At 60.3% G+C, this 23,592-nt stretch carries 39 protein-coding genes and 1 tRNA gene; 33 read left to right on the plus strand and 7 right to left on the minus strand.

Annotated elements, in window-relative coordinates; all coding sequences use genetic code 11:
* Positions 1 to 181: 181 nt before the first annotated feature.
* From rpsJ to ACHAC9_RS14015, 4 genes are all read left to right on the plus strand, one after another.
* Entirely contained in the window at positions 182 to 496 is a 315-nt protein-coding gene (gene rpsJ, locus ACHAC9_RS14000; RefSeq protein WP_259210908.1) for a 30S ribosomal protein S10, read from the plus strand.
* Between the two features lie 280 nt (positions 497 to 776).
* Complete coding sequence (locus ACHAC9_RS14005) at positions 777 to 1,091, plus strand: hypothetical protein (protein ID WP_435760619.1); 315 nt, start codon at positions 777 to 779, stop codon at positions 1,089 to 1,091.
* A gap of 180 nt (positions 1,092 to 1,271) precedes the next feature.
* A complete protein-coding gene (locus tag ACHAC9_RS14010; protein WP_435760620.1) occupies positions 1,272 to 1,649 on the plus strand; it encodes a hypothetical protein in 378 nt (125 codons plus the stop codon).
* Between the two features lie 15 nt (positions 1,650 to 1,664).
* Complete coding sequence (locus tag ACHAC9_RS14015; RefSeq protein WP_435760621.1) at positions 1,665 to 1,943, plus strand: hypothetical protein; 279 nt, start codon at positions 1,665 to 1,667, stop codon at positions 1,941 to 1,943.
* Between the two features lie 30 nt (positions 1,944 to 1,973).
* Here ACHAC9_RS14015 and ACHAC9_RS14020 read toward each other — a convergent pair whose 3' ends face one another.
* The 7 genes from ACHAC9_RS14020 to ACHAC9_RS14050 form a co-directional block, all read right to left on the minus strand.
* Positions 1,974 to 3,260, minus strand: a complete 1,287-nt coding sequence (locus ACHAC9_RS14020) for a TerD family protein (protein ID WP_435760622.1) — start codon at positions 3,258 to 3,260, stop codon at positions 1,974 to 1,976.
* Positions 3,257 to 4,165, minus strand: coding sequence for an HpcH/HpaI aldolase/citrate lyase family protein (locus tag ACHAC9_RS14025; RefSeq protein WP_435760623.1), 909 nt, complete (start codon positions 4,163 to 4,165; stop codon positions 3,257 to 3,259). The genes ACHAC9_RS14020 and ACHAC9_RS14025 overlap by 4 nt, the downstream gene beginning before the upstream one ends.
* Complete coding sequence (locus tag ACHAC9_RS14030; RefSeq protein WP_435760624.1) at positions 4,158 to 5,243, minus strand: cysteine protease StiP family protein; 1,086 nt, start codon at positions 5,241 to 5,243, stop codon at positions 4,158 to 4,160. Before ACHAC9_RS14030 ends, ACHAC9_RS14025 begins: the two co-directional genes overlap by 8 nt.
* Positions 5,240 to 5,995: a hypothetical protein gene (locus ACHAC9_RS14035; RefSeq protein WP_435760625.1), complete on the minus strand. Its 756-nt coding sequence runs from the start codon at positions 5,993 to 5,995 to the stop codon at positions 5,240 to 5,242. Before ACHAC9_RS14035 ends, ACHAC9_RS14030 begins: the two co-directional genes overlap by 4 nt.
* The gene (locus ACHAC9_RS14040; RefSeq protein ID WP_435760626.1) at positions 5,970 to 7,151 is read right to left on the minus strand and encodes a phosphoribosyltransferase domain-containing protein; all 1,182 of its coding nucleotides are present in this window, start codon (positions 7,149 to 7,151) and stop codon (positions 5,970 to 5,972) included. Before ACHAC9_RS14040 ends, ACHAC9_RS14035 begins: the two co-directional genes overlap by 26 nt.
* Complete coding sequence (locus ACHAC9_RS14045; protein ID WP_435760627.1) at positions 7,148 to 8,167, minus strand: ATP-grasp domain-containing protein; 1,020 nt, start codon at positions 8,165 to 8,167, stop codon at positions 7,148 to 7,150. The genes ACHAC9_RS14040 and ACHAC9_RS14045 overlap by 4 nt, the downstream gene beginning before the upstream one ends.
* 75 nt (positions 8,168 to 8,242) lie before the next feature.
* A complete protein-coding gene (locus ACHAC9_RS14050) occupies positions 8,243 to 8,818 on the minus strand; it encodes a TerD family protein (RefSeq protein WP_435760628.1) in 576 nt (191 codons plus the stop codon).
* A gap of 183 nt (positions 8,819 to 9,001) precedes the next feature.
* Here ACHAC9_RS14050 and ACHAC9_RS14055 point away from each other — a divergent pair.
* The 29 genes from ACHAC9_RS14055 (at position 9,002) to rplQ (ending at position 23,538) form a co-directional block, all read left to right on the plus strand.
* Positions 9,002 to 9,078: transfer RNA gene (locus ACHAC9_RS14055), tRNA-Val, on the plus strand.
* 277 nt (positions 9,079 to 9,355) lie between these two features.
* Positions 9,356 to 10,012 (plus strand): 50S ribosomal protein L3, encoded by a 657-nt coding sequence (rplC, locus tag ACHAC9_RS14060; protein WP_435760629.1) that lies wholly within the window; start codon positions 9,356 to 9,358, stop codon positions 10,010 to 10,012.
* A gap of 2 nt (positions 10,013 to 10,014) precedes the next feature.
* On the plus strand, positions 10,015 to 10,635 hold the full coding sequence (gene rplD / locus ACHAC9_RS14065) for a 50S ribosomal protein L4 (protein ID WP_379724252.1): 621 nt from the start codon (positions 10,015 to 10,017) through the stop codon (positions 10,633 to 10,635).
* Positions 10,632 to 10,949 (plus strand): 50S ribosomal protein L23, encoded by a 318-nt coding sequence (gene rplW / locus ACHAC9_RS14070; protein ID WP_182990702.1) that lies wholly within the window; start codon positions 10,632 to 10,634, stop codon positions 10,947 to 10,949. Before rplD ends, rplW begins: the two co-directional genes overlap by 4 nt.
* Positions 10,949 to 11,776 (plus strand): 50S ribosomal protein L2, encoded by an 828-nt coding sequence (rplB, locus tag ACHAC9_RS14075; protein ID WP_435760630.1) that lies wholly within the window; start codon positions 10,949 to 10,951, stop codon positions 11,774 to 11,776. Before rplW ends, rplB begins: the two co-directional genes overlap by 1 nt.
* A 10-nt stretch (positions 11,777 to 11,786) precedes the next feature.
* Complete coding sequence (gene rpsS, locus ACHAC9_RS14080; RefSeq protein WP_056337578.1) at positions 11,787 to 12,062, plus strand: 30S ribosomal protein S19; 276 nt, start codon at positions 11,787 to 11,789, stop codon at positions 12,060 to 12,062.
* Positions 12,059 to 12,391: a 50S ribosomal protein L22 gene (rplV, locus tag ACHAC9_RS14085; RefSeq protein ID WP_183555278.1), complete on the plus strand. Its 333-nt coding sequence runs from the start codon at positions 12,059 to 12,061 to the stop codon at positions 12,389 to 12,391. The genes rpsS and rplV overlap by 4 nt, the downstream gene beginning before the upstream one ends.
* An 11-nt stretch (positions 12,392 to 12,402) precedes the next feature.
* Positions 12,403 to 13,233: a 30S ribosomal protein S3 gene (gene rpsC / locus ACHAC9_RS14090; RefSeq protein WP_435760631.1), complete on the plus strand. Its 831-nt coding sequence runs from the start codon at positions 12,403 to 12,405 to the stop codon at positions 13,231 to 13,233.
* 2 nt (positions 13,234 to 13,235) lie between these two features.
* Positions 13,236 to 13,655, plus strand: coding sequence for a 50S ribosomal protein L16 (gene rplP, locus ACHAC9_RS14095; protein WP_435760632.1), 420 nt, complete (start codon positions 13,236 to 13,238; stop codon positions 13,653 to 13,655).
* A gap of 12 nt (positions 13,656 to 13,667) precedes the next feature.
* Positions 13,668 to 13,859 carry a 50S ribosomal protein L29 gene (gene rpmC / locus ACHAC9_RS14100; protein WP_379724242.1) on the plus strand — a complete coding sequence of 64 codons (192 nt, stop codon included), beginning with the start codon at positions 13,668 to 13,670 and terminating at the stop codon, positions 13,857 to 13,859.
* Complete coding sequence (gene rpsQ / locus ACHAC9_RS14105) at positions 13,856 to 14,128, plus strand: 30S ribosomal protein S17 (protein ID WP_435760633.1); 273 nt, start codon at positions 13,856 to 13,858, stop codon at positions 14,126 to 14,128. Before rpmC ends, rpsQ begins: the two co-directional genes overlap by 4 nt.
* Before the next feature lie 231 nt (positions 14,129 to 14,359).
* Positions 14,360 to 14,728, plus strand: coding sequence for a 50S ribosomal protein L14 (gene rplN, locus ACHAC9_RS14110; protein ID WP_182990707.1), 369 nt, complete (start codon positions 14,360 to 14,362; stop codon positions 14,726 to 14,728).
* Positions 14,729 to 14,737: 9 nt separating this feature from the next.
* Complete coding sequence (gene rplX / locus ACHAC9_RS14115; RefSeq protein ID WP_379724236.1) at positions 14,738 to 15,052, plus strand: 50S ribosomal protein L24; 315 nt, start codon at positions 14,738 to 14,740, stop codon at positions 15,050 to 15,052.
* A gap of 4 nt (positions 15,053 to 15,056) precedes the next feature.
* Positions 15,057 to 15,596 (plus strand): 50S ribosomal protein L5, encoded by a 540-nt coding sequence (rplE, locus tag ACHAC9_RS14120; protein ID WP_435760634.1) that lies wholly within the window; start codon positions 15,057 to 15,059, stop codon positions 15,594 to 15,596.
* Between the two features lie 6 nt (positions 15,597 to 15,602).
* Positions 15,603 to 15,908, plus strand: coding sequence for a 30S ribosomal protein S14 (gene rpsN, locus ACHAC9_RS14125; protein ID WP_435760635.1), 306 nt, complete (start codon positions 15,603 to 15,605; stop codon positions 15,906 to 15,908).
* Positions 15,909 to 15,922: 14 nt separating this feature from the next.
* Positions 15,923 to 16,318, plus strand: coding sequence for a 30S ribosomal protein S8 (gene rpsH / locus ACHAC9_RS14130; protein WP_192056827.1), 396 nt, complete (start codon positions 15,923 to 15,925; stop codon positions 16,316 to 16,318).
* Positions 16,319 to 16,328: 10 nt separating this feature from the next.
* Positions 16,329 to 16,862, plus strand: coding sequence for a 50S ribosomal protein L6 (rplF, locus tag ACHAC9_RS14135; protein WP_435760636.1), 534 nt, complete (start codon positions 16,329 to 16,331; stop codon positions 16,860 to 16,862).
* A gap of 12 nt (positions 16,863 to 16,874) precedes the next feature.
* Positions 16,875 to 17,237: a 50S ribosomal protein L18 gene (rplR, locus tag ACHAC9_RS14140; protein WP_379724223.1), complete on the plus strand. Its 363-nt coding sequence runs from the start codon at positions 16,875 to 16,877 to the stop codon at positions 17,235 to 17,237.
* A 12-nt stretch (positions 17,238 to 17,249) separates the two neighbouring features.
* A complete protein-coding gene (rpsE, locus tag ACHAC9_RS14145) occupies positions 17,250 to 17,768 on the plus strand; it encodes a 30S ribosomal protein S5 (protein WP_435760637.1) in 519 nt (172 codons plus the stop codon).
* A 10-nt stretch (positions 17,769 to 17,778) separates the two neighbouring features.
* Entirely contained in the window at positions 17,779 to 17,958 is a 180-nt protein-coding gene (gene rpmD / locus ACHAC9_RS14150; RefSeq protein WP_073222594.1) for a 50S ribosomal protein L30, read from the plus strand.
* A 29-nt stretch (positions 17,959 to 17,987) separates the two neighbouring features.
* The gene (rplO, locus tag ACHAC9_RS14155) at positions 17,988 to 18,419 is read left to right on the plus strand and encodes a 50S ribosomal protein L15 (RefSeq protein WP_435760638.1); all 432 of its coding nucleotides are present in this window, start codon (positions 17,988 to 17,990) and stop codon (positions 18,417 to 18,419) included.
* Between the two features lie 28 nt (positions 18,420 to 18,447).
* Positions 18,448 to 19,782 carry a preprotein translocase subunit SecY gene (gene secY / locus ACHAC9_RS14160; RefSeq protein ID WP_435760639.1) on the plus strand — a complete coding sequence of 445 codons (1,335 nt, stop codon included), beginning with the start codon at positions 18,448 to 18,450 and terminating at the stop codon, positions 19,780 to 19,782.
* A 22-nt stretch (positions 19,783 to 19,804) separates the two neighbouring features.
* Positions 19,805 to 20,023 (plus strand): translation initiation factor IF-1, encoded by a 219-nt coding sequence (gene infA / locus ACHAC9_RS14165; RefSeq protein WP_005663428.1) that lies wholly within the window; start codon positions 19,805 to 19,807, stop codon positions 20,021 to 20,023.
* Between the two features lie 36 nt (positions 20,024 to 20,059).
* Positions 20,060 to 20,173: a 50S ribosomal protein L36 gene (gene rpmJ, locus ACHAC9_RS14170; RefSeq protein WP_005663407.1), complete on the plus strand. Its 114-nt coding sequence runs from the start codon at positions 20,060 to 20,062 to the stop codon at positions 20,171 to 20,173.
* Positions 20,174 to 20,185: 12 nt separating this feature from the next.
* Positions 20,186 to 20,551 carry a 30S ribosomal protein S13 gene (gene rpsM, locus ACHAC9_RS14175; RefSeq protein ID WP_056337616.1) on the plus strand — a complete coding sequence of 122 codons (366 nt, stop codon included), beginning with the start codon at positions 20,186 to 20,188 and terminating at the stop codon, positions 20,549 to 20,551.
* A 14-nt stretch (positions 20,552 to 20,565) separates the two neighbouring features.
* Positions 20,566 to 20,970: a 30S ribosomal protein S11 gene (gene rpsK / locus ACHAC9_RS14180; protein WP_005663404.1), complete on the plus strand. Its 405-nt coding sequence runs from the start codon at positions 20,566 to 20,568 to the stop codon at positions 20,968 to 20,970.
* Positions 20,971 to 21,296: 326 nt separating this feature from the next.
* Positions 21,297 to 21,920 carry a 30S ribosomal protein S4 gene (gene rpsD / locus ACHAC9_RS14185; protein WP_435760640.1) on the plus strand — a complete coding sequence of 208 codons (624 nt, stop codon included), beginning with the start codon at positions 21,297 to 21,299 and terminating at the stop codon, positions 21,918 to 21,920.
* Between the two features lie 120 nt (positions 21,921 to 22,040).
* Positions 22,041 to 23,018, plus strand: coding sequence for a DNA-directed RNA polymerase subunit alpha (locus ACHAC9_RS14190; protein ID WP_026354946.1), 978 nt, complete (start codon positions 22,041 to 22,043; stop codon positions 23,016 to 23,018).
* Positions 23,019 to 23,142: 124 nt separating this feature from the next.
* On the plus strand, positions 23,143 to 23,538 hold the full coding sequence (gene rplQ / locus ACHAC9_RS14195) for a 50S ribosomal protein L17 (RefSeq protein ID WP_091877231.1): 396 nt from the start codon (positions 23,143 to 23,145) through the stop codon (positions 23,536 to 23,538).
* Positions 23,539 to 23,592: the final 54 nt, after the last annotated feature.

Genomic DNA, 23,592 nt, shown 5'->3' on the forward strand with positions numbered 1-23,592 from the left:
TTAATTAAGCATCGGTCGCCGGCGGGCAGCGTCCCGCCGGCACAACAAGAGGGGCAGAACTTCCGTTCTGCCCCTCTGTTTAACGAGGAAACGGTGATATACTTCCGCTCCTTTGCAGCACGTAGTACCTGACAAATCATTGCCGGCCTAAAACCGGTTCGCTCTTTTCCAAGGAAATCGCATGTCCGCAAATCAAAAAATCCGTATCCGCCTGAAAGCGTTCGACTACAAGCTGATCGACCAGTCCGCACTGGAAATCGTCGAGACCGCCAAGCGCACCGGCGCCGTCGTCAAGGGCCCAGTCCCACTGCCGACCCGCATCCAGCGTTTCGACATCCTGCGTTCGCCGCACGTTAACAAGACCTCGCGCGACCAGTTCGAGATCCGTACGCACCAGCGTCTGATGGACATCGTGGACCCAACCGACAAGACCGTCGACGCACTGATGAAGCTGGACTTGCCAGCTGGCGTCGACGTCGAAATCAAGCTGCAGTAATTTTTTCGGGCTGACGCGGAGTCATCCGCGCGCCGAAATACAATCAGGGCCGGGAAGGGCCGCCATCTGGCGAACCTTTCCCGGCCCTGATGCTTTTGGTCGCTCGATGAATGCGTGAGGCGATCGAGCTGCCTGCCGGGCGATTCGCCGAGGGAGTTTATCGGTCAGTCAGGGCATGGGTCATCTCGTTGCCTGATGTCAACCATGCTATGATTGGTGTCGTGGTTTTTTTGTTAACGCGACAGGCGAGGGCGGCATGAGAGCGGCACGGTGCGCAGTAATGGGATACGCAAGGCAACTGAACGAGACTAACTGGCTGACGGTGCTGGGATACGCCTGGGTGCTCTTCATGACCCTGGCGCTGCTGCCGACAGTCACACCCGAAGCGTGGCGCGCATCGGTCAAGGCGCTCGCGCTGCCGCTGATGCTGCTGGCCGCCAAGGACCTGGCTTCACTTCCCGATGTCGTGGCGCGCCTGCGCACGCTGCGCCGGCAAGGCGCCGGCTGGGGGCATTGGCTGGCGGCCTGCCTGCCTCCCGGATTGATCGGCCTGATGCGCCTGGATCGGGCCATCTGGCGCGGCTTCTTTTGCTAACTGTGCCGGCAGCCGCAAGCGGCGCGCCCGGCGGGCCTGCCCCTTACCTTCCACAAGCAGGGCGCCTATTCTGCGGCCATCGCTTTCGGCCTGTTTTCCATCATCGTCGAACTGCCAATCAACGCCGCGATCCTGCCGCTGCTGGTCGACGATGCAGCCACCGTCCGCAAGCTTCACGTCGTGTTTGCCGCAGGCAGCGTCTATACCCTTGTGTGGCTGCTCGGCGACCGCTGGCTCTTGCGCGGCGGGCACCACGTGCTCACCAGCACCCATCTCGACCTGCAGGTCGGCGCACGCGCCAGCGCCTGCATTCCACGCGATGCGATCGAGGAGGCGCAGCCCCTGCGCCAGCCGGTCCTGGAATGGCGCCGCGCGCATCCATACCGAGACCGGGAAGCGGTCAACATCACGCCCTTCGACAAGCCGAACCTGGTCCTGCGCCTGCGCGCCGGTGCGCTTTGCACGATGACACATCACGGGGTCGAGCGCAGCGGCGTGCGTTACGTGTTCCTGTACCTCGACTGCCCGCAGCAGTTGCTGCGGGCCCTGGCAGCCTGAACGACGAAGGTGTATATGAAAACGATCTGGTCGACTTTTGTTTCGTTCCTGTTGCTTCTGCTGGTGCTGATGATCTTCGGATTCGCGTTTGTCACCACCAAACCCTTGCCGATGAAACTTGGCTCAGTTGCAATGGGGCTATGTTTCCTGGTCACGTTCATCAGTGCCACTTGGCCAGACCGGCGGATCGCCAACAAACTCGTGAAGGTCTTGAATTTCTGTGCCGCTGGCTCGTTTTTCGCAGCGATGATCATGGTGTTGCAACACTATTTCAATACCGTTTCCATGACCTGACCGGAGGGGCGTCCGGTCGGTCGCGAACCATCAATCCTTCGAGCCCGTCTTCCAGCGCAAACCAAAGTTAAAGCGCCGGTCCATCATCTCGTGCGCGCTGGTGCGGCCTTGCTGCTCGAAATACTCGGCCATTTTCGTCACCTGCAGCTGGCCGCCCTGGTTCTCGATCATGGCGATCGCGCACATCATCTGGCTGCCGCCGCCATCGAGGCGCACCTCGATCGGCGCCTGGTTCGGCACCGCGATCGTGACCACGCCGTCGGTCGCCGACCAGTTCGGCACGCCTTCGTAGATGAAGGTAAAAATGATCGCGCGCCGGATCTGCGCGAACTGGTCGCCGTTGATGTACAGGTTCTCGCCGTTGTTCGAGGCGCCGGTGCGATCGTCCGCATCGAGCTTCATGTAGGGCGCGCCTTCGTATTCGCCCCAGGAATTGCCCAGCGCCTGCACCAGGCCCTTGCGGCCATCGCTCAGCTCGAACATGCAGCCGAGATCGAGGTCGATGCCGCCCGAGCGACGCCGCCCGCCCATCGCGCCGCCCATGGCCCCGCTCACCACGCCACTCAGGCGCCCGAGGAGGCCCGTCTTTTCGGGCACCGGCGCCGGCGCCGGTGCCGGCGCCACGCTCGACCGGTTCCAGTTCAGGTTGACGTGGATACGCCCGAAGCCTGCGCTGCCGCGCTTGTCGAGCGAGACCTTGTCGCCGCGCTTTTCGAGTGTGACTTTGGAGAGCGAGATCTTGGGCGCGCTCGACGCGCTTGGCGCGGGCGCAGCCTGGGCCGGCGCCGGCGCGTTGGACGACGCCGGCGCGGCCTGGGAGCCGCCGAAGTGTTCCAGCAGTTTGGCCAGGCCGCCATTGAAACCCTGGCCGACGGCGCCGAAGCGCCACTGGCCGTCTTTCCGGTAGATCTCGGCGACGATCACCGCCTTCTCGTCGCCGAAGTCGGCGCCCGACCAGGAAAAGCGCAGGGCGCTGCCCAGGCTCAAGCTGGAAGCGCCGAGCGCGCGCATGGTCTGGGCGCCGTCGATGGCGGCCACGAACACGAGTTTCGCGATCGAGGCCGGCAGCGCATCGAGGTTGACGTTGAAGCGCGCGCCGCTTGAGCGCAGTTCGAGGCGCACGGCGTCGCCGGGGCTGGCCAGCTGGTTGTAGAAGACCATGTAGCGGTCATCGGAAAGCTTGTCAGCGCTGTCGAGGCCAAAGCAGGAGACGTCGAGCGACATGCCCGGGGCCTGGACGTCGAGGTCGACCGCGAAACTGGTGCCGACGCCAAGGTCTGACAATTTGCCCTTCTGTCCGCGTGCGAAATTGTTCATGTATTTTCCCTTTCAACGTTTAACAGAGCGGCGCCGTGCGCGCCGAAGATATGCGACTGTGCGACCAGGCGTTCGGCCCAGGCGCGGTGCGTGGCAACTTCACACATCGACTCGTGCATCTTGAAGACCGCGGGGCTGTTCGCGTCCAGAATCGCACGCGCCACCGCCAGGTCCTGCGGCTTCACTTTGTAGTGCTCTTCGATCGCCACGATCTGGCTCGGGTGGATTGCCGTCTTGCCGACCATGCCGTAGGCGATATCCTCCAGCACCTCCTGGTCCAGCAGTTCGGGCAGGTCGAGGTGTTCGAAGACCGGGGCGGTGAGCATGAACCCGTGCGGGCGGAAGATCGTCACCAAACGTGCGATCACGGGCCCGAGCGGGGTGCGGTAGATGGTCATGCCGCGCGGGCGGCGCAGGCCGAGCAGGGCGAGTAAATCGTTGCCGCCGATGCGCAGCGCCAGGATGCGGCTGCGCACGCCTGGCGACTGCAGCAGGTCGCGAAAGGCTTCCATCTCGCGCTCGCTGAACACGTCGGCTGTCTCCAGGGTCGGCATCAGGACATGATCGGTGTCGCGCACCAGCCGATAGTAAGTCTCGAAATTATGGCGGGTCGCCTTCGGGATCACGAAGCCGGTCAGCTTGTGCGCGCCCGGCATGGCCAACACGCGCGCCAGCACTTCGGGGCTGCGCACGCGCACAAAACGCTCCGCTGCCACCTCCGGCAGCATGTTCTCCAGCACCACCGACAGGTTGAACAGCGCCCATCCGAGGTCGCGGTCGGCGACCGAATCTTCGGTACACAAGATCAGCGAGCGTGCCTGCGGCAGTTTCTCGCCATTTGCCACTTCCAGCAGGTCTTTATGGTTGGCCGGCACGTACAGAGACGCGCCCATCGATTTATGCATCCGATGCACTCCTGATCAGCGATACAGCTTGGTAGGGTAGCGCCGGGTCGATCTCGACCGGCACTTCTTTTTCGTCGGCCAGCAGGCGCAGGTGCGCCACGGCCGGATTGTGTGGGTCGCGCAGCAGCAGCATGCGCGGCACGCGCCGCAGCAGCACGCGCGTGGCTTCGCCGATGCCGGGTTTTACCAGGTTGACGTCCGCGATGTCATAGCGCTTCCTGGCCGCGTCGATATACGCGCGCGAGCGCTCTGCAGCGGCGAGCGTGTCCGCGGCGTCGACTGGCTGGCCATCGTCGACCTGTGCCAGCGCCAGGCGTTCGAGCGTGTCGACAAAGGCGCGTGAGCGGTCTTCGCGTGCGAATTCGTCATACAGCACGCAGCCGTGGAAGTCCTCCGGGCCGATCTGCTCGTTCAGCACCGAGCGGCTGATCAGGCCCGACACCGTCGCATTCAGGATGCTTGACGGGATCAGGTAATCCTCGCAGGAGGCCGCGCAAGCGGCGGCACCGGCCAGGTCCGACAGCACGTACAGGCCGGCATCAAGCGCGACGCCATTGTCCGCATTGAAGCTGGCGATCGAGCTGGCCAGCTCGCGTGCGATCACACCCTTGCCGGTCCAGCCGTCGACAAAACAGATCGACTCCGGTGCGTGCCCCTGCGTCAGGATATGGCGCAGGGCATTCGCGTCGATGCCGCGGTCACGCACGATCGAGACCGAATAATGCGTCACCGCGCGCATATATCTGCCTTCGATCAGGCGTTTCAGGACGACCCCGACCGGCGTGCCGCCGCGCGCCAGCGACACGATCGTCACGGGTCCGCTACGACGCCCCACGATCAGGCTCGCCAGGCGCAGGCAGTCGCGCGCCATGCGCTCGCCATTGACGCGGCAGGCTTCGTCGAACAGCGCCAGGTAGCGCGTCGATGGCGCGCGCTCGGGCGAGAGCATCTCGCTGTAGTGGCGCCGGCCCGACTGGATCAGCGCCTCCTTGTCGAGCACCTCGACGAAATCGGCCAGGGGCAGGCGCTTGAGCAGGAACCGGACATCGCTGTCCAGATAGCTGCCGGCGAAGCTCACAGCGTCTCCACGGTGAGGCTTGAAAGCTGGGTGCGGCGCGGGATGATCGCGTAGTCGCAGTCGGCCATGAAGCGCGCGTCCGAGCGGCTGTCACCCATACCGAAGGTGACGATCTCGCCGTGTTCGCGGCGCAGGCGTTCGCTGACCCAGGCCACGGCATTCGCCTTGTCCAGGCTGGTGGGCAGGATTGCGAGATTGTTGCCGTTGCGGTGCACGCAATAGCCTTCATTGCCATCGGCGATCCAGGGCAGCACCACCTCGCGTTCGATCGTCACGAGATTGGCCGCGATCTTGCCCGGGTCCTTCACCACGATGAAGAAGGGCGTGCCGGCGTCTTCCACCAGGCGCGTGCGGCCGGCGTAGCCCGTCTGCGCGCTCCAGGCGTCGATGCGTGCGGCCAGAGCCTGCAGGCCGGGCAAGGCCGCCGTCATCAGGCCATGCATGCGGCCCTGCCAGTCGCGCTCGATGCTGCCGTCGGGCTGCAGGATGATGCCGCCGAAATTGAGCACCACGTAGCTGGTAAAACCGAGATTGACGCGCGAGAACGCGTCCAGGCTGCGCGCCGTCGTCGGGATCACGGTCATGCCCTCGCTGGCGAACGTGAAAAAGGCGCGCTGGGCGGGTGTGGTGAACGAACAGATGCTGCCGTCGCTGTAATAGGCGGCCGGCTCAAGGGCGTCGCGCACGGCGCATTTTTCAAGCGTCTGGAACAGCGTGTCGTCCAGGTCAGCGAACAGGAACTTCTTCAACATCGTCCTCGGTATGGTAGTGGAACAGGCGTGCACCCAGCGTACGGGCAAGGCCGTGCAGGGCGTCGCCCGCAGGGGTCTCGTGGCAGACCAGCACGTGCTGGTACTGGCCGGGCGCCACATTGTAGATAAAATTCGGGATGCCTTCGCCGTAGTTATCCGGGAAGGTGAGGGCGTGCCGCACCGCGCCCCAGGTGAGGATGGGCGAGCGCGTGGTCGATTGCACGACGACATCCAGGCCACGCCGTTCGAGTGCCGCGCCCAGCAGCGTCGATACGTGCATGAATTCGCCGGTACCGAGCACCAGCACCTTGTCCTGCGGCGCGATGGTGGCCGCCAGCCGGTCCGCCAGGGCGTCGGGCGTACGCAGCGCGCGCGCCAGGCCGAGGCGCCCGAAGGCCGTGCCGGCGCCGCGCTCGGCCCCTTCATCGTAGCGTTGGGCCGGCGCCGCATCGACCGGGCAATCGGCGGGAGTAAAACGGTATTCGCCGGCCAGCAGCGCGCCCATGGTCGCAGGCAGGCCAAAGCGCGCCGTCAAGGCGTTCGTCGCGGCCGCGCCCATGAAGTTGGCAAGCACCGCCAGGTGCACGCGTTCCAGCAGGGGATTGAGGCGCCGGCAGGCCTGCGTCAGGTTGAGGAAGGTGTTGCCGGTACTGGCTTCGTCGTCGACCAGCACGATGGTGCGTGCGCTGCGCAGGAGCGCCTGTTCGTGCGCCGTCCCGGGCATGTGCAGGAACTGGCGCGGCGCGTGGCTGTGCGCTTCCTCGAACTCGATGATGGGCCCTGTGCCGACGCGGTAGCGCGTCGTCTGCAAGAACAGCGCTTGCTGGCCCGGATGCGCGCGCAGCCAGGCTTCGAACACGCCCTGGCCGAGACCGACGGCTGTTTCCGCCATGGCAATGAAGAGCACCGGACCCGGTGCTGCGGGGACACCTGCCGCCAGGCGCTCGTGGATCGCCAGCATGCGCTGGGGGCGCACCGGCCAGTGCTTGCCGAGCACCTTGCTGACGAACAGGAAGCCGCGCTTGGCGTTGGCACGCGCGGCAAAGCCGAGCAGCGCGTCGAGCTCGGCGGCGCCTTCATGCAGCTCGACTTCCAGCAGGCCGGTCGGCAGCTGCTGGTTCAAGCACAGCGGCAGGCTGTCGCCGCGCGCGTTCATGCCAGCTCCACGGCGCGGGCCAGTTCGGCGACACGGATGCCGTTGCGGACCGGGGGGATGTCCACGTGATCGAAGCCGTCGGCAAAGCCGCACAGGGCGATATACGGCAGGTTCGGGCCGGCCACGCAGGCCATGCCGATCCCGCCCGACATGCGCGGGTTGATTTCGAGGATGCGCGGCTGGCCGCCCGCTTCGCGGAACTGGACATTGAAGATGCCGTTCAGGCCATGCGTGCGGCACAGCTGCGCGGTCGCTTCCAGGATATCGGCGCGCTGGTCGATGCGCTGGCCGGCACCGGCCTGGCTCGATTTGCGGCGCACCACGGCCGTGACCAGGCGACCGGAGTCTCCCACGCAGTCGACGCTGTATTCGCGTCCTTCCAGGTATTCCATCAGCAGCATGCTGCGGAAGCTGCCGAGTTTTTCCAGCCCCGCGCGGAAGTCGTCAAGGGAGACGTAGTATTCGGCCCCGGCCATCAGGAGTTCGGCGCTGTTGCGTTTCTCGTCGAGTACGGCGAAACCGAGGCCGTAGATCGAATGCGCAGGTTTCACGCACAGTGTCCGGTGGCGCCGGCGCAGCGCATCGTAGGCCGCTTCGAAACCGGCCGCGTCCTCGAACTGGCGAAACTCGGCCACCGGCGCGCCGGGCAAATCGGTTTCCGCATAAAAGCGGGCCTTGTCGTGGATGAGCAGCAGGGCGGCCTCGGAGCCGGCGCTCTGGACCCGCGTGCCGATCGCCTCGAAGCGCGCGTGCGCACCGGCGATGGCGGTCGCTTCGCGGCCGGGCACGAAGATGTCGACCTTGTGCTCGAGGCAGAAGTCCACGCACCAGTCGATGTAGTCGCTTGATGCCAGGCCGGTCGGCTCAAGGTGGAATTCGTGGGCCAGCCGGGCGACGGGCGACTTCGGATTCGGATTGGTGTGGAGGATGGTGAAACGCCCATCGCGGTCGGCCTGGCGGATCAGGTCGATCGCGGTATGGACGGAGGAAAAGCTACGGTTGAACCAGACGCGCATGAAAATTCTTCTGTTGCAGGGTAGGGGGCAGTCCCGCCGACGGTGCGGCGGGACCGGGGTCTGGCGTACAGCGGGTCAGACGTTGACGCCGAAGGAGCGAGCGAGGGGGCCGAGGCCGCCGTTATAGCCCTGGCCGACGGCGCGGAACTTCCAGTCGGTGCCGGCCCGATACAGTTCGCCGAAGATCATGGCCGTCTCGGTCGAGCTGTCTTCGGACAGGTCGTAACGCGCGAGCTCGGTGTTGCCATTGGCGTTCAGGCAGCGAATGAAGGCCTTGCCGACCATGCCGAAGCTCTGGCGCCGGCTGTCCGCTTCGTGGATGGTGACGCAAAACGAGATCTTGTCGATGTTGTCCGGGACGCGAGCGAGGTCGACCGTGACCGTTTCGTCGTCGCCTTCGCCCTGGCCGGTGGTGTTGTCGCCATTGTGGACGACCGAACCGTCGGACGATTTCAGGTTGTTATAGAAGATGAAGTCATTGTCGGCGCGTACCTTGGCATCGGACTTGAGCATGAAGGCGGAGCCGTCGAGGTCGAAGGCGGCACCGTCGGTCGAACGCGGGTCCCAGCCCAGGCCGATGATGACCTTGGTGAGATTCGGTGCTTCCTTGCTCAGATTGACGTTGCCACCTTTTTGCAGACTGATTGCCATTACAGCTCCTCTCGTGAAAGAAACGGGTCGTTGTGGCGCGGCTGGTTGCCGCGGCGGATGCACTGCAGCGAATATAGCGCTAATTGACGAATTTTACACAGGGGGGCTTATGCAAGACTTAGAAGGGGCGATCCAACTCAGCTATTGCAAACCGCGCAAACCCTTGGCATAATGCGGCTCCCCGGGCGGTTAGTTCAGTTGGTTAGAATACTTGGTCGACATCCAAGGGGTCGCAGGTTCGAATCCTGCACCGCCCACCAAAGACACACTTCAAACATTCGCGCAGTCCTCAAGGATTGCGTAGAGAAAAGGCGCAACAGTGCCTTTTCTGTGCTGGCCAGCCAGGTCAGATTCCTACCTCTCCACGACACTGCGATCAACGCGCAACAGGGTTCGACATACCCCCGATTAACTTGTTGCGTCAAGCCCTTTTGCGCGCTATACTAGCCGGCTTCGGTATGGACTCGTCGTTTCATAGTCCATACGTTTTAGTAGTTCAACTACCCCCGCCCAATCGTAGGTGGGAATGGAGAAAAAATGAGCTTGGGCCTTCTCGGTCGCAAGGTTGGCATGATGCGCATCTTCACGGATGACGGGGACTCGATCCCAGTTACCGTGCTCGACGTGTCGAACAACCGTGTCGCACAAATCAAAACTCCTGAAACTGACGGCTACGCCGCAGTCCAGGTCGCATTCGGTCAACGTCGCGCTTCCCGCGTGACTATGGCAGTTGCGGGTCACCACGCTAAAGCAGGCGTCGAAGCTGGCACCATGCTGCGCGAATTCCGCGTCGAAGCTGCTCAGGCAGCCGAAATGAAAGCCGGCGACGCCGTCAACGTGTCGCTGTTCGAAGTGGGTCAGAAAATCGACGTGCAAGGCACCTCGATCGGTAAAGGCTACGCCGGTACCATCAAGCGTCACAACTTCGCATCGGGCCGTGCAACCCACGGTAACTCGCGTTCGCACAACGTTCCAGGCTCCATCGGTATGGCGCAGGATCCAGGCCGCGTGTTCCCAGGCAAGCGCATGACCGGTCACATGGGCGACGTCACCGTCACCACCCAGAACCTGGAAATCGCCCGCATCGACGCTGAGCGTCAACTGCTGCTCGTCAAGGGTGCAGTTCCTGGCGCGAAAAACGGTCAAGTGATCGTCAAGCCAGCCGTCAAAACCAAAGCACAGAAAGGAGCTTAATTATGGAACTTCAGCTCCTGAATGAGCAAGGTCAAGCCGGCGCCAACGTTGCAGCTACCGACGAAGTGTTCGGCCGCGAGTACAACGAAGCCCTGATTCACCAGGTCGTGGTTGCCTACGCTGCTAACGCACGTAGCGGCAATCGCAAGCAAAAAGACCGTGAAGAAGTCAGCCACACCACGAAGAAGCCATGGCGCCAAAAAGGTACCGGCCGCGCTCGTGCTGGTATGTCGTCGTCGCCACTGTGGCGCGGCGGTGGTCGTATCTTCCCGAACTCGCCTGACGAGAACTTCACCCACAAAGTCAACAAGAAGATGTTCCGTGCAGGTATCTGCTCGATCTTCTCGCAACTGGCACGTGAAGGCCGTCTGGTCGTGATCGAGAACCTGTCGATCGACGCACCGAAGACCAAGCTGCTGTCGCAAAAGCTGCAGGGCATGGGTCTGGAATCGGTCCTGGTGATCACCGACACCATCGAAGAAAACCTGTTGCTGGCATCGCGTAACCTGCCGAACGTGCTGGTTGTCGAGCCGAAAGCAGCTGACCCGATGTCGCTGGTGTTCTACAAGAAAGTCCTGGTCACCAAAGCTGCACTGGCCAAGATCGAGGAGATGTACGCATGAGCACCGCAATCAAATTTAGCGAAGAGCGCCTGATGAAGGTGCTGATGGCTCCGGTCATTTCCGAGAAAGCTACCTTCGTCGCGGAAAAGAACGAGCAGATCGTCTTCAAGGTCTTGCCAGACGCGACCAAGCCGGAAATCAAGGCTGCCGTCGAACTGCTGTTCAAGGTCGAAGTGGAATCGGTGCAAACCGTGAACCGCGAAGGCAAACAAAAGCGTTCGGGCCGTTTCAACGGTCGTCGCAACCACACCAAGCGTGCTTTCGTGTGCCTGAAGCCAGGCCAGGAAATCAATTTTGTCGAGGAGGCTAAATAATGGCACTCGTTAAGATGAAGCCAACCTCCCCAGGCCGCCGTGGCATGGTGAAAGTTGTGACCGAAGGCCTGTACAAAGGTCGTCCGCTCGCAGCACTGGTTGAGAAGAAATCGAAGACTGCTGGTCGTAACAACAACGGCCACATCACCACCCGCCACATGGGCGGCGGTCACAAGCAACACTACCGTCTGGTCGACTTCAAGCGCCAGAAGGACGGCATTCCTGCCAAGGTCGAGCGTATCGAATACGACCCGAACCGTACCGCGCACATTGCACTGCTGTGCTACGCGGACGGCGAGCGTCAGTATGTCATCGCCACCAAAGGCATGGCTGTCGGCGACAGCATCATGAATGGCTCGGAAGCGCCGATCAAGTCGGGTAACTGCCTGCCGATCCGCAACATCCCGGTCGGTACCATCATGAACTGCGTCGAAATGCTGCCAGGTAAGGGTGCCCAGATGGCCCGTACCGCCGGCGCCGGCGTCGTGCTGATGGCCCGCGAGGGCACCTACGCCCAGGTTCGCCTGCGCTCGGGTGAAGTCCGTCGCGTGCACATCGAGTGCCGCGCTACCGTTGGCGAAGTCGGCAATGCCGAACACAGCCTGCGCAAGATCGGTAAAGCCGGCGCGATGCGCTGGCGCGGTGTTCGTCCTACCGTTCGCGGTGTGGTCATGAACCCGGTCGATCACCCGCACGGTGGTGGTGAAGGTAAAACCGCAGCTGGTCGCCATCCAGTGTCGCCTTGGGGCCAACAGACGAAGGGTAAGAAGACGCGTTCGAACAAGCGCACTTCTTCGATGATCGTTTCGCGCCGCGGCAAGAAATAAGGGATAACACATGACTCGTTCATTGAAAAAAGGGCCGTTCGTTGACGCCCACCTGGTGAAAAAAGTCGAAGCCGCGCAAGCGAACAAAGACAAAAAGCCAGTAAAAACCTGGTCGCGCCGCTCGACGATCACGCCTGACTTCATCGGTCTGACGATCGCTGTGCACAACGGCAAGCTGCACGTGCCAGTGTACGTCTCCGAGAATATGGTCGGCCACAAGCTCGGCGAATTCGCGCTGACCCGTACGTTCAAGGGCCACGCCGCTGACAAGAAGGCGAAAAAATAATGGAAACTAAAGCTATCCTCAAAGGCGTACGCCTGTCGGAACAAAAGGGCCGCCTCGTTGCGGACCTGATCCGCGGCAAGAAAGTTGATGCAGCACTCAACATTCTGCAGTTCAGCCCGAAGAAGGGCGCCACCATCATCAAGAAGGTTCTCGAGTCGGCCATTGCCAACGCGGAACACAATGACGGCGCTGATATCGACGAGCTGAAGATCGTTCAGATCTACGTTGAAAAAGGTCCGATCCTGAAGCGCTTTACGGCACGTGCCAAAGGCCGCGGCGATCGCATTTCTAAACAATCCTGTCACATCTACGTGACTGTCGGTAACTAAGGAGTCACACGATGGGACAGAAGATTCACCCAACAGGCTTCCGCCTGTCCGTCACCCGTAACTGGGCGTCGCGCTGGTACGCCGGCAACGGTAACTTCGCTGAAATGCTCAACGAAGACTTGAAGGCACGCGCTTACCTGAAGAAGAAGCTGAAGAACGCTTCGGTCGGCCGCATCGTCATCGAGCGTCCAGCCAAGAACGCGCGCTTCACCATCTACTCGTCGCGTCCTGGTGTCGTGATCGGTAAAAAAGGCGAAGACATCGAAGTGCTGAAGACGGCGCTGACGAAGATCATGGGCGTGCCTGTGCACGTCAATATCGAAGAGATCCGCAAGCCGGAAATCGACTCGCAGCTGATCGCCGATTCGATCTCGCAACAGCTCGAAAAGCGCATCATGTTCCGCCGCGCGATGAAGCGTGCCATGCAAAACGCCATGCGTCTGGGTGCCGTCGGCATCAAGATCATGTCGTCGGGCCGCCTGAACGGCATCGAAATCGCACGTACCGAATGGTACCGCGAAGGCCGTGTGCCTCTGCACACCCTGCGCGCCGATATCGACTACGGCACCAGCGAAGCATCGACCACGTACGGCATCATCGGCGTCAAGGTCTGGGTCTACAAGGGCGACCGTTCGGTCACCGGCGAAGCACCGGTCATCGACACCCCGCCGGATGAGAAGAAGCCACGCGGCCCACGTCGCGACGACGGCAAGCCGTCGCGCGGCCCACGTCCAGCTGGCGGCGCCCGTCCAACCACTGCTGCGCCAACCGTCCGTGCGCGTCCGGCTGTCAAGCTGGCGACCCCGGCTGCTGCTGCGCCAGCTGAGAAAGCAGGAGAATAACCATGCTGCAACCAGCACGCAGGAAGTATCGTAAAGAGCAGAAAGGCCGTAACACCGGCATTTCGCACGCCCGCGGCACCGCGGTCTCGTTCGGTGAATTCGGTCTGAAGGCAGTCGCCCGCGGCCGTATCACCGCGCGCCAGATCGAAGCGGCACGTCGCGCCATGACCCGCCACATCAAGCGTGGCGGTCGTATCTGGATCCGTATCTTCCCGGACAAGCCGATTTCGAACAAGCCGGCCGAAGTTCGTATGGGTAACGGTAAAGGTAATCCGGAATACTACGTCGCTGAAATCCAGCCAGGCAAAGTCCTGTATGAGATGGACGGCGTCGACGAAGCACTGGCGCGCGAAGCATTCCGCCTGGCCGCTTCCAAACTGCCACTGGCTACCACGTTCGTCGTGCGCCAGGTCGGCCAATAACAGGAGTTGAATATGAAAGCAACGGAACTCCGCGGCAAGGACCAGGAAGCGCTGCAAAAGGAGCTGAGTGAGCTGCTGAAGGCCCAGTTTGGCCTGCGCATGCAAATCGCTACCCAGCAGCTGGGCAACACCGCGCAGCTCAAGAAAGTACGTCGCGACATCGCGCGTGTGAAGACTGTGATGAACCAGAAGGAAGCCAAATGAACGACACCACTAAAACGGCGCTGAAGCGTACGCTGGTCGGCAAAGTCGTGTCCGACAAAATGGACAAGACGGTAACCGTACTGATTGAACGTCACGTGAAGCACCCGCTGTACGGCAAAATCATCGTGCGTTCGAACAAGTATCACGCGCATGATGAGACCAACCAGGCCAAGACCGGTGACACGGTCGAGATCGCGGAAGGTCGCCCGATTTCGAAGACGAAAGCTTGGACTGTGACGCGCGTTGTAACGGTTGCACAGGTACTGTAAGCACTAAAAATTTGTCTTGCGTGGCCCGCTTGTATCTGAGATACTAGCGGGCTTCGTTCATGTGTTGCCGCAGTTTGTGTTCCTCGGTAACTGCGGCCTGTACGAAGCAATTGGAAAGTCCAATCACCCAATCAGGTGCTTCTGCATGAAGTGTCTGGCGGGACCAAGACTGACCGCAGGCCTACGGTTCACCGTGGGATTTCTTCGGCTTAAGTTGGGAAAGAAAATACTATGATTCAAACTGAAAGCCGGCTCGAAGTGGCCGACAACACTGGTGCAAAAGAAGTTTTGTGCATCAAGGTGTTGGGCGGTTCCAAGCGCCGTTATGCGAGCATTGGCGACATCATCAAAGTAACCATCAAGGTTGCTGCGCCACGTGGCCGTGTCAAAAAAGGTGAAATTTATAACGCTGTGGTTGTGCGTACCGCTAAAGGTGTGCGCCGCCAAGACGGCTCCCTGGTGAAGTTCGACGGCAATGCCGCAGTTCTGCTCAACGCCAAGCTGGAACCGATCGGCACCCGTATCTTCGGACCAGTGACCCGCGAACTGCGCACTGAAAAGTTCATGAAGATCGTGTCCCTGGCACCTGAAGTACTGTAAGGAGTCGCAATGGATAAGATTCGTAAAAACGACGAAGTCATCGTCTTGGCCGGTAAAGACAAGGGCAAGCGTGGCGTGGTTTCGCGTCGCGTCGACGCCGAGCACGTCATCGTTGATGGCGTGAACGTGGCTAAGAAGGCTGTCAAGCCTAACCCGATGACTGGCGTTCAAGGTGGTATCGTCGATAAGACGATGCCGATTCACGTCTCCAACGTCGCGTTGTTCAACGCCGCGACCGGCAAGGCTGACCGCGTAGGCTTCAAAGACCAGGACGGCAAGAAAGTCCGCGTCTACAAGTCTTCCGGCGAAGAAGTGAAGGTTTAAGATCATGGCCCGTCTACAACAGTTTTACAAAGATACCGTCGTCGCCAACCTGACCGAGAAATTCGGCTACAAGTCGGTGATGGAAGTGCCGCGTCTGACCAAGATCACCCTGAACATGGGTGTTGGTGAGGCGATCGCGGACAAGAAAGTGCTCGAGCACGCTGTCAGCGACCTGACCAAGATCGCCGGCCAGAAGCCAGTGACCACCAAGTCGCGCAAGGCAATCGCAGGTTTCAAGATTCGTGAAGGCTACCCGATCGGTACGATGGTCACTCTGCGTGGCAACCGTATGTACGAGTTCCTGGACCGTTTCATCACCGTGGCTCTGCCGCGCGTGCGTGACTTCCGTGGCGTGAATGGCCGCTCGTTCGATGGTCGTGGCAACTACAACATCGGTGTCAAGGAACAGATCATCTTCCCTGAAATCGATTACGACAAGATCGACGCGCTGCGTGGCATGAACATCTCGATCACCACGACTGCTAAGACCGACGATGAAGCCAAAGCGCTGCTCGCCGCCTTCAAATTCCCGTTCAGGAACTAAGAGCAAATGGCAAAACTTGCACTGATTAACCGCGAACAGAAGCGTGCAGACCTGGTGGAGAAATTCGCCGCAAAGCGTGCAGCTCTGAAAGCGACGATCGACGACCAGTCGAAGACCGACGAAGAACGTTACACGGCGCGCCTTGCACTGCAGGCACTGCCACGTAACTCGGCGCCGACCCGCCAGCGTAACCGCTGCGCGATCACCGGCCGTCCACGTGGCACGTTCCGTAAATTCGGCCTCGCCCGTACCAAACTCCGTGAATTCGCCATGAAGGGCGAAATTCCGGGTATGACCAAAGCCAGCTGGTAATAGGAGAATATGCAATGAGTATGAGCGATCCTATCGCCGATATGCTGACCCGCATTCGCAACGCACAAACTGTTCAGAAGACCACGGTCGCAATGCCGTCGTCGAAAGTCAAGGTTGCCATTGCCAACGTCCTCAAGGACGAGGGTTACATTGAAGATTTCGCCGTGTCCACCGAAGGTGGCAAGTCGGAACTGAAAATCGGTTTGAAGTATTACACCGGCCGTCCGGTTATCGAGCGCATCGAGCGCGTGTCCCGTCCTGGCCTGCGTGTTTACAAAGGCAAAGACGAGATCCCAACCGTGATGAACGGCCTGGGCGTGGCGATTGTCTCGACCCCGCAAGGCGTGATGACTGACCGCAAAGCCCGCGCCACTGGCGTCGGCGGCGAAGTTATCTGCTACGTAGCTTAAGGAGTAGACGATGTCTCGAGTAGCTAAGATGCCAATCGCTGTACCAGCTGGCGCCGAAGTGGCGATCACTGCAGCAGCGATCACGGTAAAAGGCCCATTGGGCACCTTGATCCAGCCGTTGACCGGCCAGGTCAAAGTAGAAAACAACGACGGCACGCTGACCTTCGTCGTGGCGGACGATTCCCGTGAATCGAACGCCATGTCGGGTACCCTGCGTGCTCTGGTCAACAACATGGTGACCGGCGTGACCAAGGGCTTCGAAAAGAAGCTGAACCTGGTCGGCGTGGGCTACAAGGCAGCAGTGCAGGGCAACGCCCTGAACCTGTCCCTGGGCTTCTCACACCCGGTACTGCACGCGATGCCTGAAGGTATCACTGCAGTGACCCCGACCCCGACCGAGATCCTGATCAAGGGTATCGATCGTCAAAAGGTTGGTCAGGTTGCTGCAGAAGTGCGCGCTTACCGCTCCCCTGAGCCTTACAAAGGCAAGGGTGTCCGTTATTCGGACGAAGTGGTGAAGCTTAAAGAAACCAAGAAGAAATAATCGGAGCTGACGATGGACAAGAAAGAATCGCGTCTACGCCGCGGACGCCAAACCCGCATCAAGATCGCGCAGCTGGGCGTGAACCGTTTGTCGGTTCACCGCACCAACCTGCACATCTATGCGAACCTGATCAGCCCGGATGCGAAGGTCCTGGTTTCGGCATCGACGCTGGAAGCAGACGTGCGTGCTGAACTGGCGGGTCAGACTGGCAAAGGCGGCAACGCTGCTGCCGCTGCCCTGGTTGGCAAGCGCGTCGCAGAGAAAGCACTGCAAGCAGGGATCACCGAAGTAGCGTTCGATCGCTCCGGTTTCCGTTACCACGGCCGTGTGAAGGCGCTGGCGGAAGCCGCGCGTGAAGCCGGTCTGAAGTTCTAAGGAAGAATCGTCATGGCAAAAATGCAAGCGAAAATGGCAAGCGACAAGCCGGATGATGGCATGCGCGAAAAAATGATCGCGATCAACCGCGTGACCAAAGTGGTCAAGGGTGGTCGTATCATGGGTTTTGCAGCGCTGACCGTTGTCGGTGACGGCGATGGCCGCATCGGCATGGGTAAAGGCAAGTCGAAGGAAGTTCCAGTCGGCGTGCAAAAAGCGATGGAAGAAGCCCGCCGCAACCTGATCAAGGTGCCCCTCAAGAACGGTACCCTGCACCACACGGTTACCGGTCGTCACGGCGCCTCGAAAGTCATGATGTCGCCAGCCAAGCCTGGTACCGGCGTCATCGCTGGTGGCGCAATGCGCGCTATCTTCGAAGTGATGGGCGTGACTGACGTGGTCGCTAAATCGACCGGTTCGTCGAACCCGTACAACCTGGTGCGCGCTACCCTCGACGGTCTGTCGAAGATGAGCACCGCGTCCGACATCGCCGCCAAGCGCGGCAAGTCGGTCGAAGAGATCATGGGCTAAGGTGAATACAATGGCAAACACCATCAAAGTACAACTGGTCAAGGGCCTGATCGGCACCCGTCAAGATCACCGCGCAACTGTGCGTGGTCTGGGTCTGCGCCGCGTCAACTCGGTTTCCGAGTTGCAGGACACCCCGTCGGTGCGTGGCATGATCAACAAAGTCTCGTACCTCGTTAAAGTAGTCGCGTAAGCCTTCGGGCTTACGTAACGGAGAAAACAATGGAATTGAATACCATTCAACCAGCTGACGGCGCCAAGCATTACAAGCGTCGCGTCGGCCGGGGCATCGGCTCAGGCATCGGCAAGACTGCCGGTCGCGGTCACAAGGGTCAGAAGTCGCGTTCGGGCGGTTTCCACAAAGTCGGCTTCGAAGGCGGTCAGATGCCTCTGCAGCGTCGTCTGCCAAAGCGTGGCTTCAAGTCGCTGAACGCTACGTTCAAGGCTGAGATTCGCCTGTCGGACCTGAACAACCTGGCCGTCGGCGATGTCGACATCCTGGTGCTCAAGCAAGCAGGCATCCTGCCGGTGCTGGCGCGCGACGTGCGTGTCATCCTGTCGGGCGAGATCACCAAAGCGGTGAACCTCAAGGGCCTGAAGGCGAGCGCGGGCGCGAAAGCGGCCATCGAAGCAGCTGGCGGTTCGGTCGCTTAAAGCGATCGCTGCCTGATCGGAGCAAAAATTGGCGACTAATTCACAACTTGGTAAAAGCGCCGCTGCCGGCTTCCCCTGGGGTCGGTTGTGGTTTTTGCTTGGCGCGTTGGTCGTGTACCGCATCGGTGCTCACATCCCGGTTCCCGGGATTGACCCGGTCGCGTTAGCGGCACTGTTCAAGCAGAACGAAGGCGGCATCCTGGGCATGTTCAACATGTTCTCGGGTGGCGCGTTGTCCCGCTTTACCGTGTTCGCACTCGGGATCATGCCCTATATTTCGGCTTCGATCATCATGCAGCTGGGGTCGATCGTCTCGCCGCAGCTGGAAGCGCTGAAGAAGGAAGGCGAAGCAGGGCGTCGCAAGATCACCCAGTACACCCGTTATTTCACGGTGGCACTGGCGCTGTTCCAGGCGTTCGGCATTGCCGTCGCGCTCGAAGCCCAGCCGGGTCTCGTGCTCGATCCTGGCATGGCCTTCCGTTTCGTCACGGTCGTGACCCTCTTGACCGGCACCATGTTCCTTATGTGGCTGGGCGAGCAGATCACTGAACGTGGCCTCGGCAACGGTATCTCGATCATCATTTTTGCCGGTATCGCAGCCGGTCTGCCGTCGGCACTGGGTGGCTTGTTCACTCTGGTCTCGAACGGTTCGATCCCTAGCTTTGCCGCGATCTTCATCGTCATCCTGGTGGCTCTGGTTACGTACATCGTCGTGTTCGTGGAGCGTGGACAGCGCAAGATCCTGGTGAACTACGCCAAGCGTCAAGTCGGCAACAAAGTGTACGGTGGCCAAACCAGCCACCTGCCGTTGAAGCTGAACATGGCCGGCGTGATTCCACCGATCTTCGCGTCCTCGATCATCCTGTTCCCGGCGACGATCGTCGACTGGTACACGCGGGGCAAGGACTCCAGCGGCCCGTTCATCGGGTTCCTGAAGGACCTGGCTGCCTCGCTGACGACCGGTGAGCCGATCCACGCGTTGCTGTATGCGGTGGCGATCATTTTCTTCTGCTTCTTCTATACCGCGCTGGTGTTCAACAGCAAGGAAACAGCGGACAACTTGAAGAAGAGCGGCGCGTTTGTCCCGGGCATCCGTCCAGGTGATCAGACCGCACGCTATATCGACAAGATCCTGATGCGCCTGACCCTCGCGGGTGCGGTGTACATCACCCTCGTGTGCCTGGTGCCGGAGTTCCTGCAGTCGGTGTGGAAAGTTCCTTTCTACTTCGGCGGTACGTCCCTCCTGATCATCGTGGTAGTTACGATGGACTTCATGGCACAAGTGCAGAACTACGTCATGTCGCAGCAATACGAATCACTGCTGCGCAAGGCGAATTTCAAGGGCGGAATTCCGACGCGATAAGCGGAAGGTGCAGAAACCGAAAATGGCAAAAGACGACGTCATCCAAATGCAGGGTGAGATTCTCGAGAATCTCCCAAATGCGACATTTCGTGTAAAGCTGGAAAACGGGCATGTGGTCCTGGGGCATATCTCGGGTAAAATGCGGATGAACTATATCCGCATCCTCCCGGGCGACAAGGTAACGGTTGAATTGACACCGTACGACTTGTCCCGGGCGCGCATCGTATTCCGCACCAAGTAAAAAATCTAAGTAAACTCACCAGGAAGAGAGTGCAAAATGAAAGTTAATGCTTCAGTCAAGCGGATCTGCCGCAACTGCAAGATCATCAAGCGCAAGGGCGTGGTCCGCGTGATCTGCGTCGAGCCGCGTCACAAGCAGCGTCAAGGTTAAGAGGAATAACGAATGGCACGTATTGCAGGGGTTAACATCCCAAATCATCAGCACACTGTTATCGGCCTCACGGCGATTTACGGTGTTGGCCGCCCACGCTCGCAGAAGATTTGCGATGCGACTGGAATCGCGACCAACAAGAAGGTCAAGGACCTCGACGATAACGAACTCGAGAAGCTGCGTGACGAAGTCGCGAAGTTTGTCGTGGAAGGCGACCTGCGCCGCGAACTGTCCATGAACATCAAGCGTCTGATGGATCTGGGCTGCTACCGCGGCATGCGTCACCGTAAGGGTCTGCCAGTGCGCGGTCAGCGTACCCGCACCAATGCACGGACCCGCAAAGGTCCACGCAAGGCCGCTCAATCGTTGAAGAAATAATCTAGGAACCGACCATGGCCAAGCAACAAAGCAGCGCAGCAGCAGCGCGCGTCCGTAAGAAAGTCAAGAAGAACGTGGCTGAGGGCATCGCCCACGTCCACGCTTCGTTCAACAACACCATCATCACGATCACCGATCGCCAGGGCAATGCCCTGTCGTGGGCGACGTCGGGTGGCGCAGGTTTCAAAGGCTCGCGTAAATCGACTCCTTTCGCAGCTCAGGTCGCTGCTGAAGCAGCCGGCAAGGTCGCCCAAGAGAGCGGCGTGAAGAACCTGGAAGTGCGCATCAAGGGCCCAGGCCCAGGCCGTGAATCGGCTGTCCGCGCACTGAACAACCTGGGTATCAAGATCACCGAGATCCAGGACGTGACGCCAGTGCCGCACAACGGCTGCCGTCCTCCAAAGCGTCGTCGTATCTAATGCAGCCGGGCGGCGTTTGCCGCCCTGTTGTACGGATATGCCGTCGTAGAAGTAAATGCCGGTGCCGTTACCCGAATTCGGGTATACTGCCCGGCTGTTGTCGCCTCGGCCTGGAGCGCCTAACAAAACCCTCATGGCGGCATTGCATTCGTCTCGCCGTACTGGCGTACTGTCTTCGACGATGCGCCTTGCCCTGAGGGCTTTGTTAGACGCTCCTCGCGGCGTCATTTTTTTTAGCCACGTCCGCTCAACAATGGGTCGGACTAGCGCCTGCCGCATCTTCAATGATGCCTCTGGGGCGTGATTAATACATCAAAGGATTCAACGTGGCACGTTATATCGGACCAAAAGCAAAACTGTCGCGCCGTGAAGGCACTGACCTGTTCCTCAAGAGCGCACGCCGCTCACTCGACTCGAAGTGCAAACTCGACGTCAAGCCAGGCCAGCACGGCGTCAAGTCGGGTGCTCGCACCTCGGACTACGGCAACCAGCTGCGTGAAAAGCAGAAGGTCAAGCGCATGTACGGCATCCTCGAGCGCCAGTTCCGCCGCTATTTCGCAGAAGCGTCGCGCCGCAAGGGCAACACTGGCGAAACCCTGCTGAAGCTGCTGGAATCGCGCCTGGACAACGTCACCTACCGCATGGGCTTCGGCTCGACCCGCGCTGAAGCGCGTCAGCTGGTAAGCCACAAAGCGTTCACCGTGAACGGTAACGTCGTGAACATCGCTTCGTACGCTGTCAAGACCGGCGACGTCATCGCCGTTCGCGAAAAGGCGAAGAAGCAAGTGCGTATCGTCGAAGCGCTGTCGCTGGCAGAACAGATCGGCATGCCGAGCTGGGTGTCGGTTGACGCCAAGAAGATGGAAGGCACCTTCCGTTCGTTCCCAGAGCGTAACGAGATCGCCGCCGACGTCAACGAAGCACTGATCGTCGAACTGTACTCGCGTTAATCGTTAGTCGGTAATCACGCCCGCTCCTCACCGAGCGGGCGTTTGCACTTCCCAAGAATTTAACACCATGCCATCAGCCTTATCGGTGTAACGAGCCGAGGGTATTGAAAAGGACATTTCATGCAAAATAGTTTGTTGAAGCCACGTATCATCGATGTCGAAGCACTCGGCGCCGGCCACGCCAAAGTCGTGATGGAGCCGTTCGAGCGTGGCTATGGCCACACGCTGGGCAACGCACTGCGCCGCGTCCTGCTGTCGTCGATGATCGGCTACGCGCCGACCGAAGTCACCATCGCCGGCGTCGTGCACGAGTACTCGTCGCTCGATGGCGTGCAGGAAGACGTCGTCGACCTGCTGCTGAACCTGAAGGGCGTCGTGTTCAAGGTGCATAATCGTGACTCCGTGACGTTGACCCTGAAGAAGGAAGGCGAAGGCGCCGTCCTGGCATCGGACATCGATCTGCCGCATGACGTGGAACTGATCAACCCGGATCACGTGATCGCTCACCTGACTGCCGGTGGCAAGTTGGACATGCAGATCAAGGTCGAAAAAGGCCGTGGCTATGTGCCTGGTAACGTCCGTCGCCTGTCGGAAGACACGAACAAGACGATTGGCCGGATTATCCTGGACGCTTCGTTCTCGCCAGTGCGCCGCGTGTCGTACGCGGTCGAATCGGCACGCGTCGAGCAGCGTACCGACCTGGACAAGCTGATCATCAACATCGAAACCAACGGCGTCATCACCCCGGAAGAGGCGATTCGCCAGTCGGCACGCGTGCTGGTTGACCAGTTGAACGTGTTCGCTGCCCTGGAAGGCACGGAAGCCGCCGCTGAAGCGCCATCGCGTGCTCCGTTGGTCGATCCGATCCTGCTGCGTCCGGTCGACGACCTGGAACTCACGGTCCGTTCGGCAAACTGCCTGAAGGCAGAGAACATCTACTACATCGGCGACCTGATCCAGCGTTCGGAAAACGAACTGCTCAAGACGCCGAACCTGGGCCGCAAGTCGCTCAACGAAATCAAGGAAGTCCTTGCTTCGCGTGGCCTGACCCTGGGTATGAAACTGGAAAACTGGCCGCCTGCCGGCCTGGAAAAGTAATTGTTGTACCTGCCCGGACAATGTTGCCCGGGCGGCTTTAAAACCCTTATCAACCGGTCCGCGGTCATGCGTCATTGCGTGAACGATCGAAGAACTGGATTTTATACACTCGAAAGGAATTACCATGCGTCACCGTCACGGCCTTCGCAAGCTGAACCGTACTTCGTCCCACCGTCTCGCCATGCTGCGCAACATGACCGTTTCCCTGCTGCGTCATGAAGCCATCAAGACCACCGTGCCAAAGGCCAAGGAACTGCGTCGCGTCATCGAGCCGATCCTGACCCTGGGCAAGACCGACACGCTGGCCAACAAGCGCCTGGCATTTGCCCGCCTGCGCGACCGCGAAATGGTGCTGAAGCTGTTCGCTGAACTCGGCCCACGTTACGCCAACCGTAACGGCGGCTACCTGCGCATCCTGAAAATGGGTTTCCGCGTGGGCGACAACGCGCCAATGGCGTATGTCGAACTGCTGGACCGTCCGGAAGTCACCTCGGCTGACGACGCTCCAACGGCTGAGTAATCGCTTCGTGAGAATGAAAAAACCAGGCCGCGTGCCTGGTTTTTTTTCGCCCGG

The organism is Massilia sp. CMS3.1, from assembly GCF_051262535.1.
Taxonomy (GTDB): domain Bacteria; phylum Pseudomonadota; class Gammaproteobacteria; order Burkholderiales; family Burkholderiaceae_D; genus Telluria.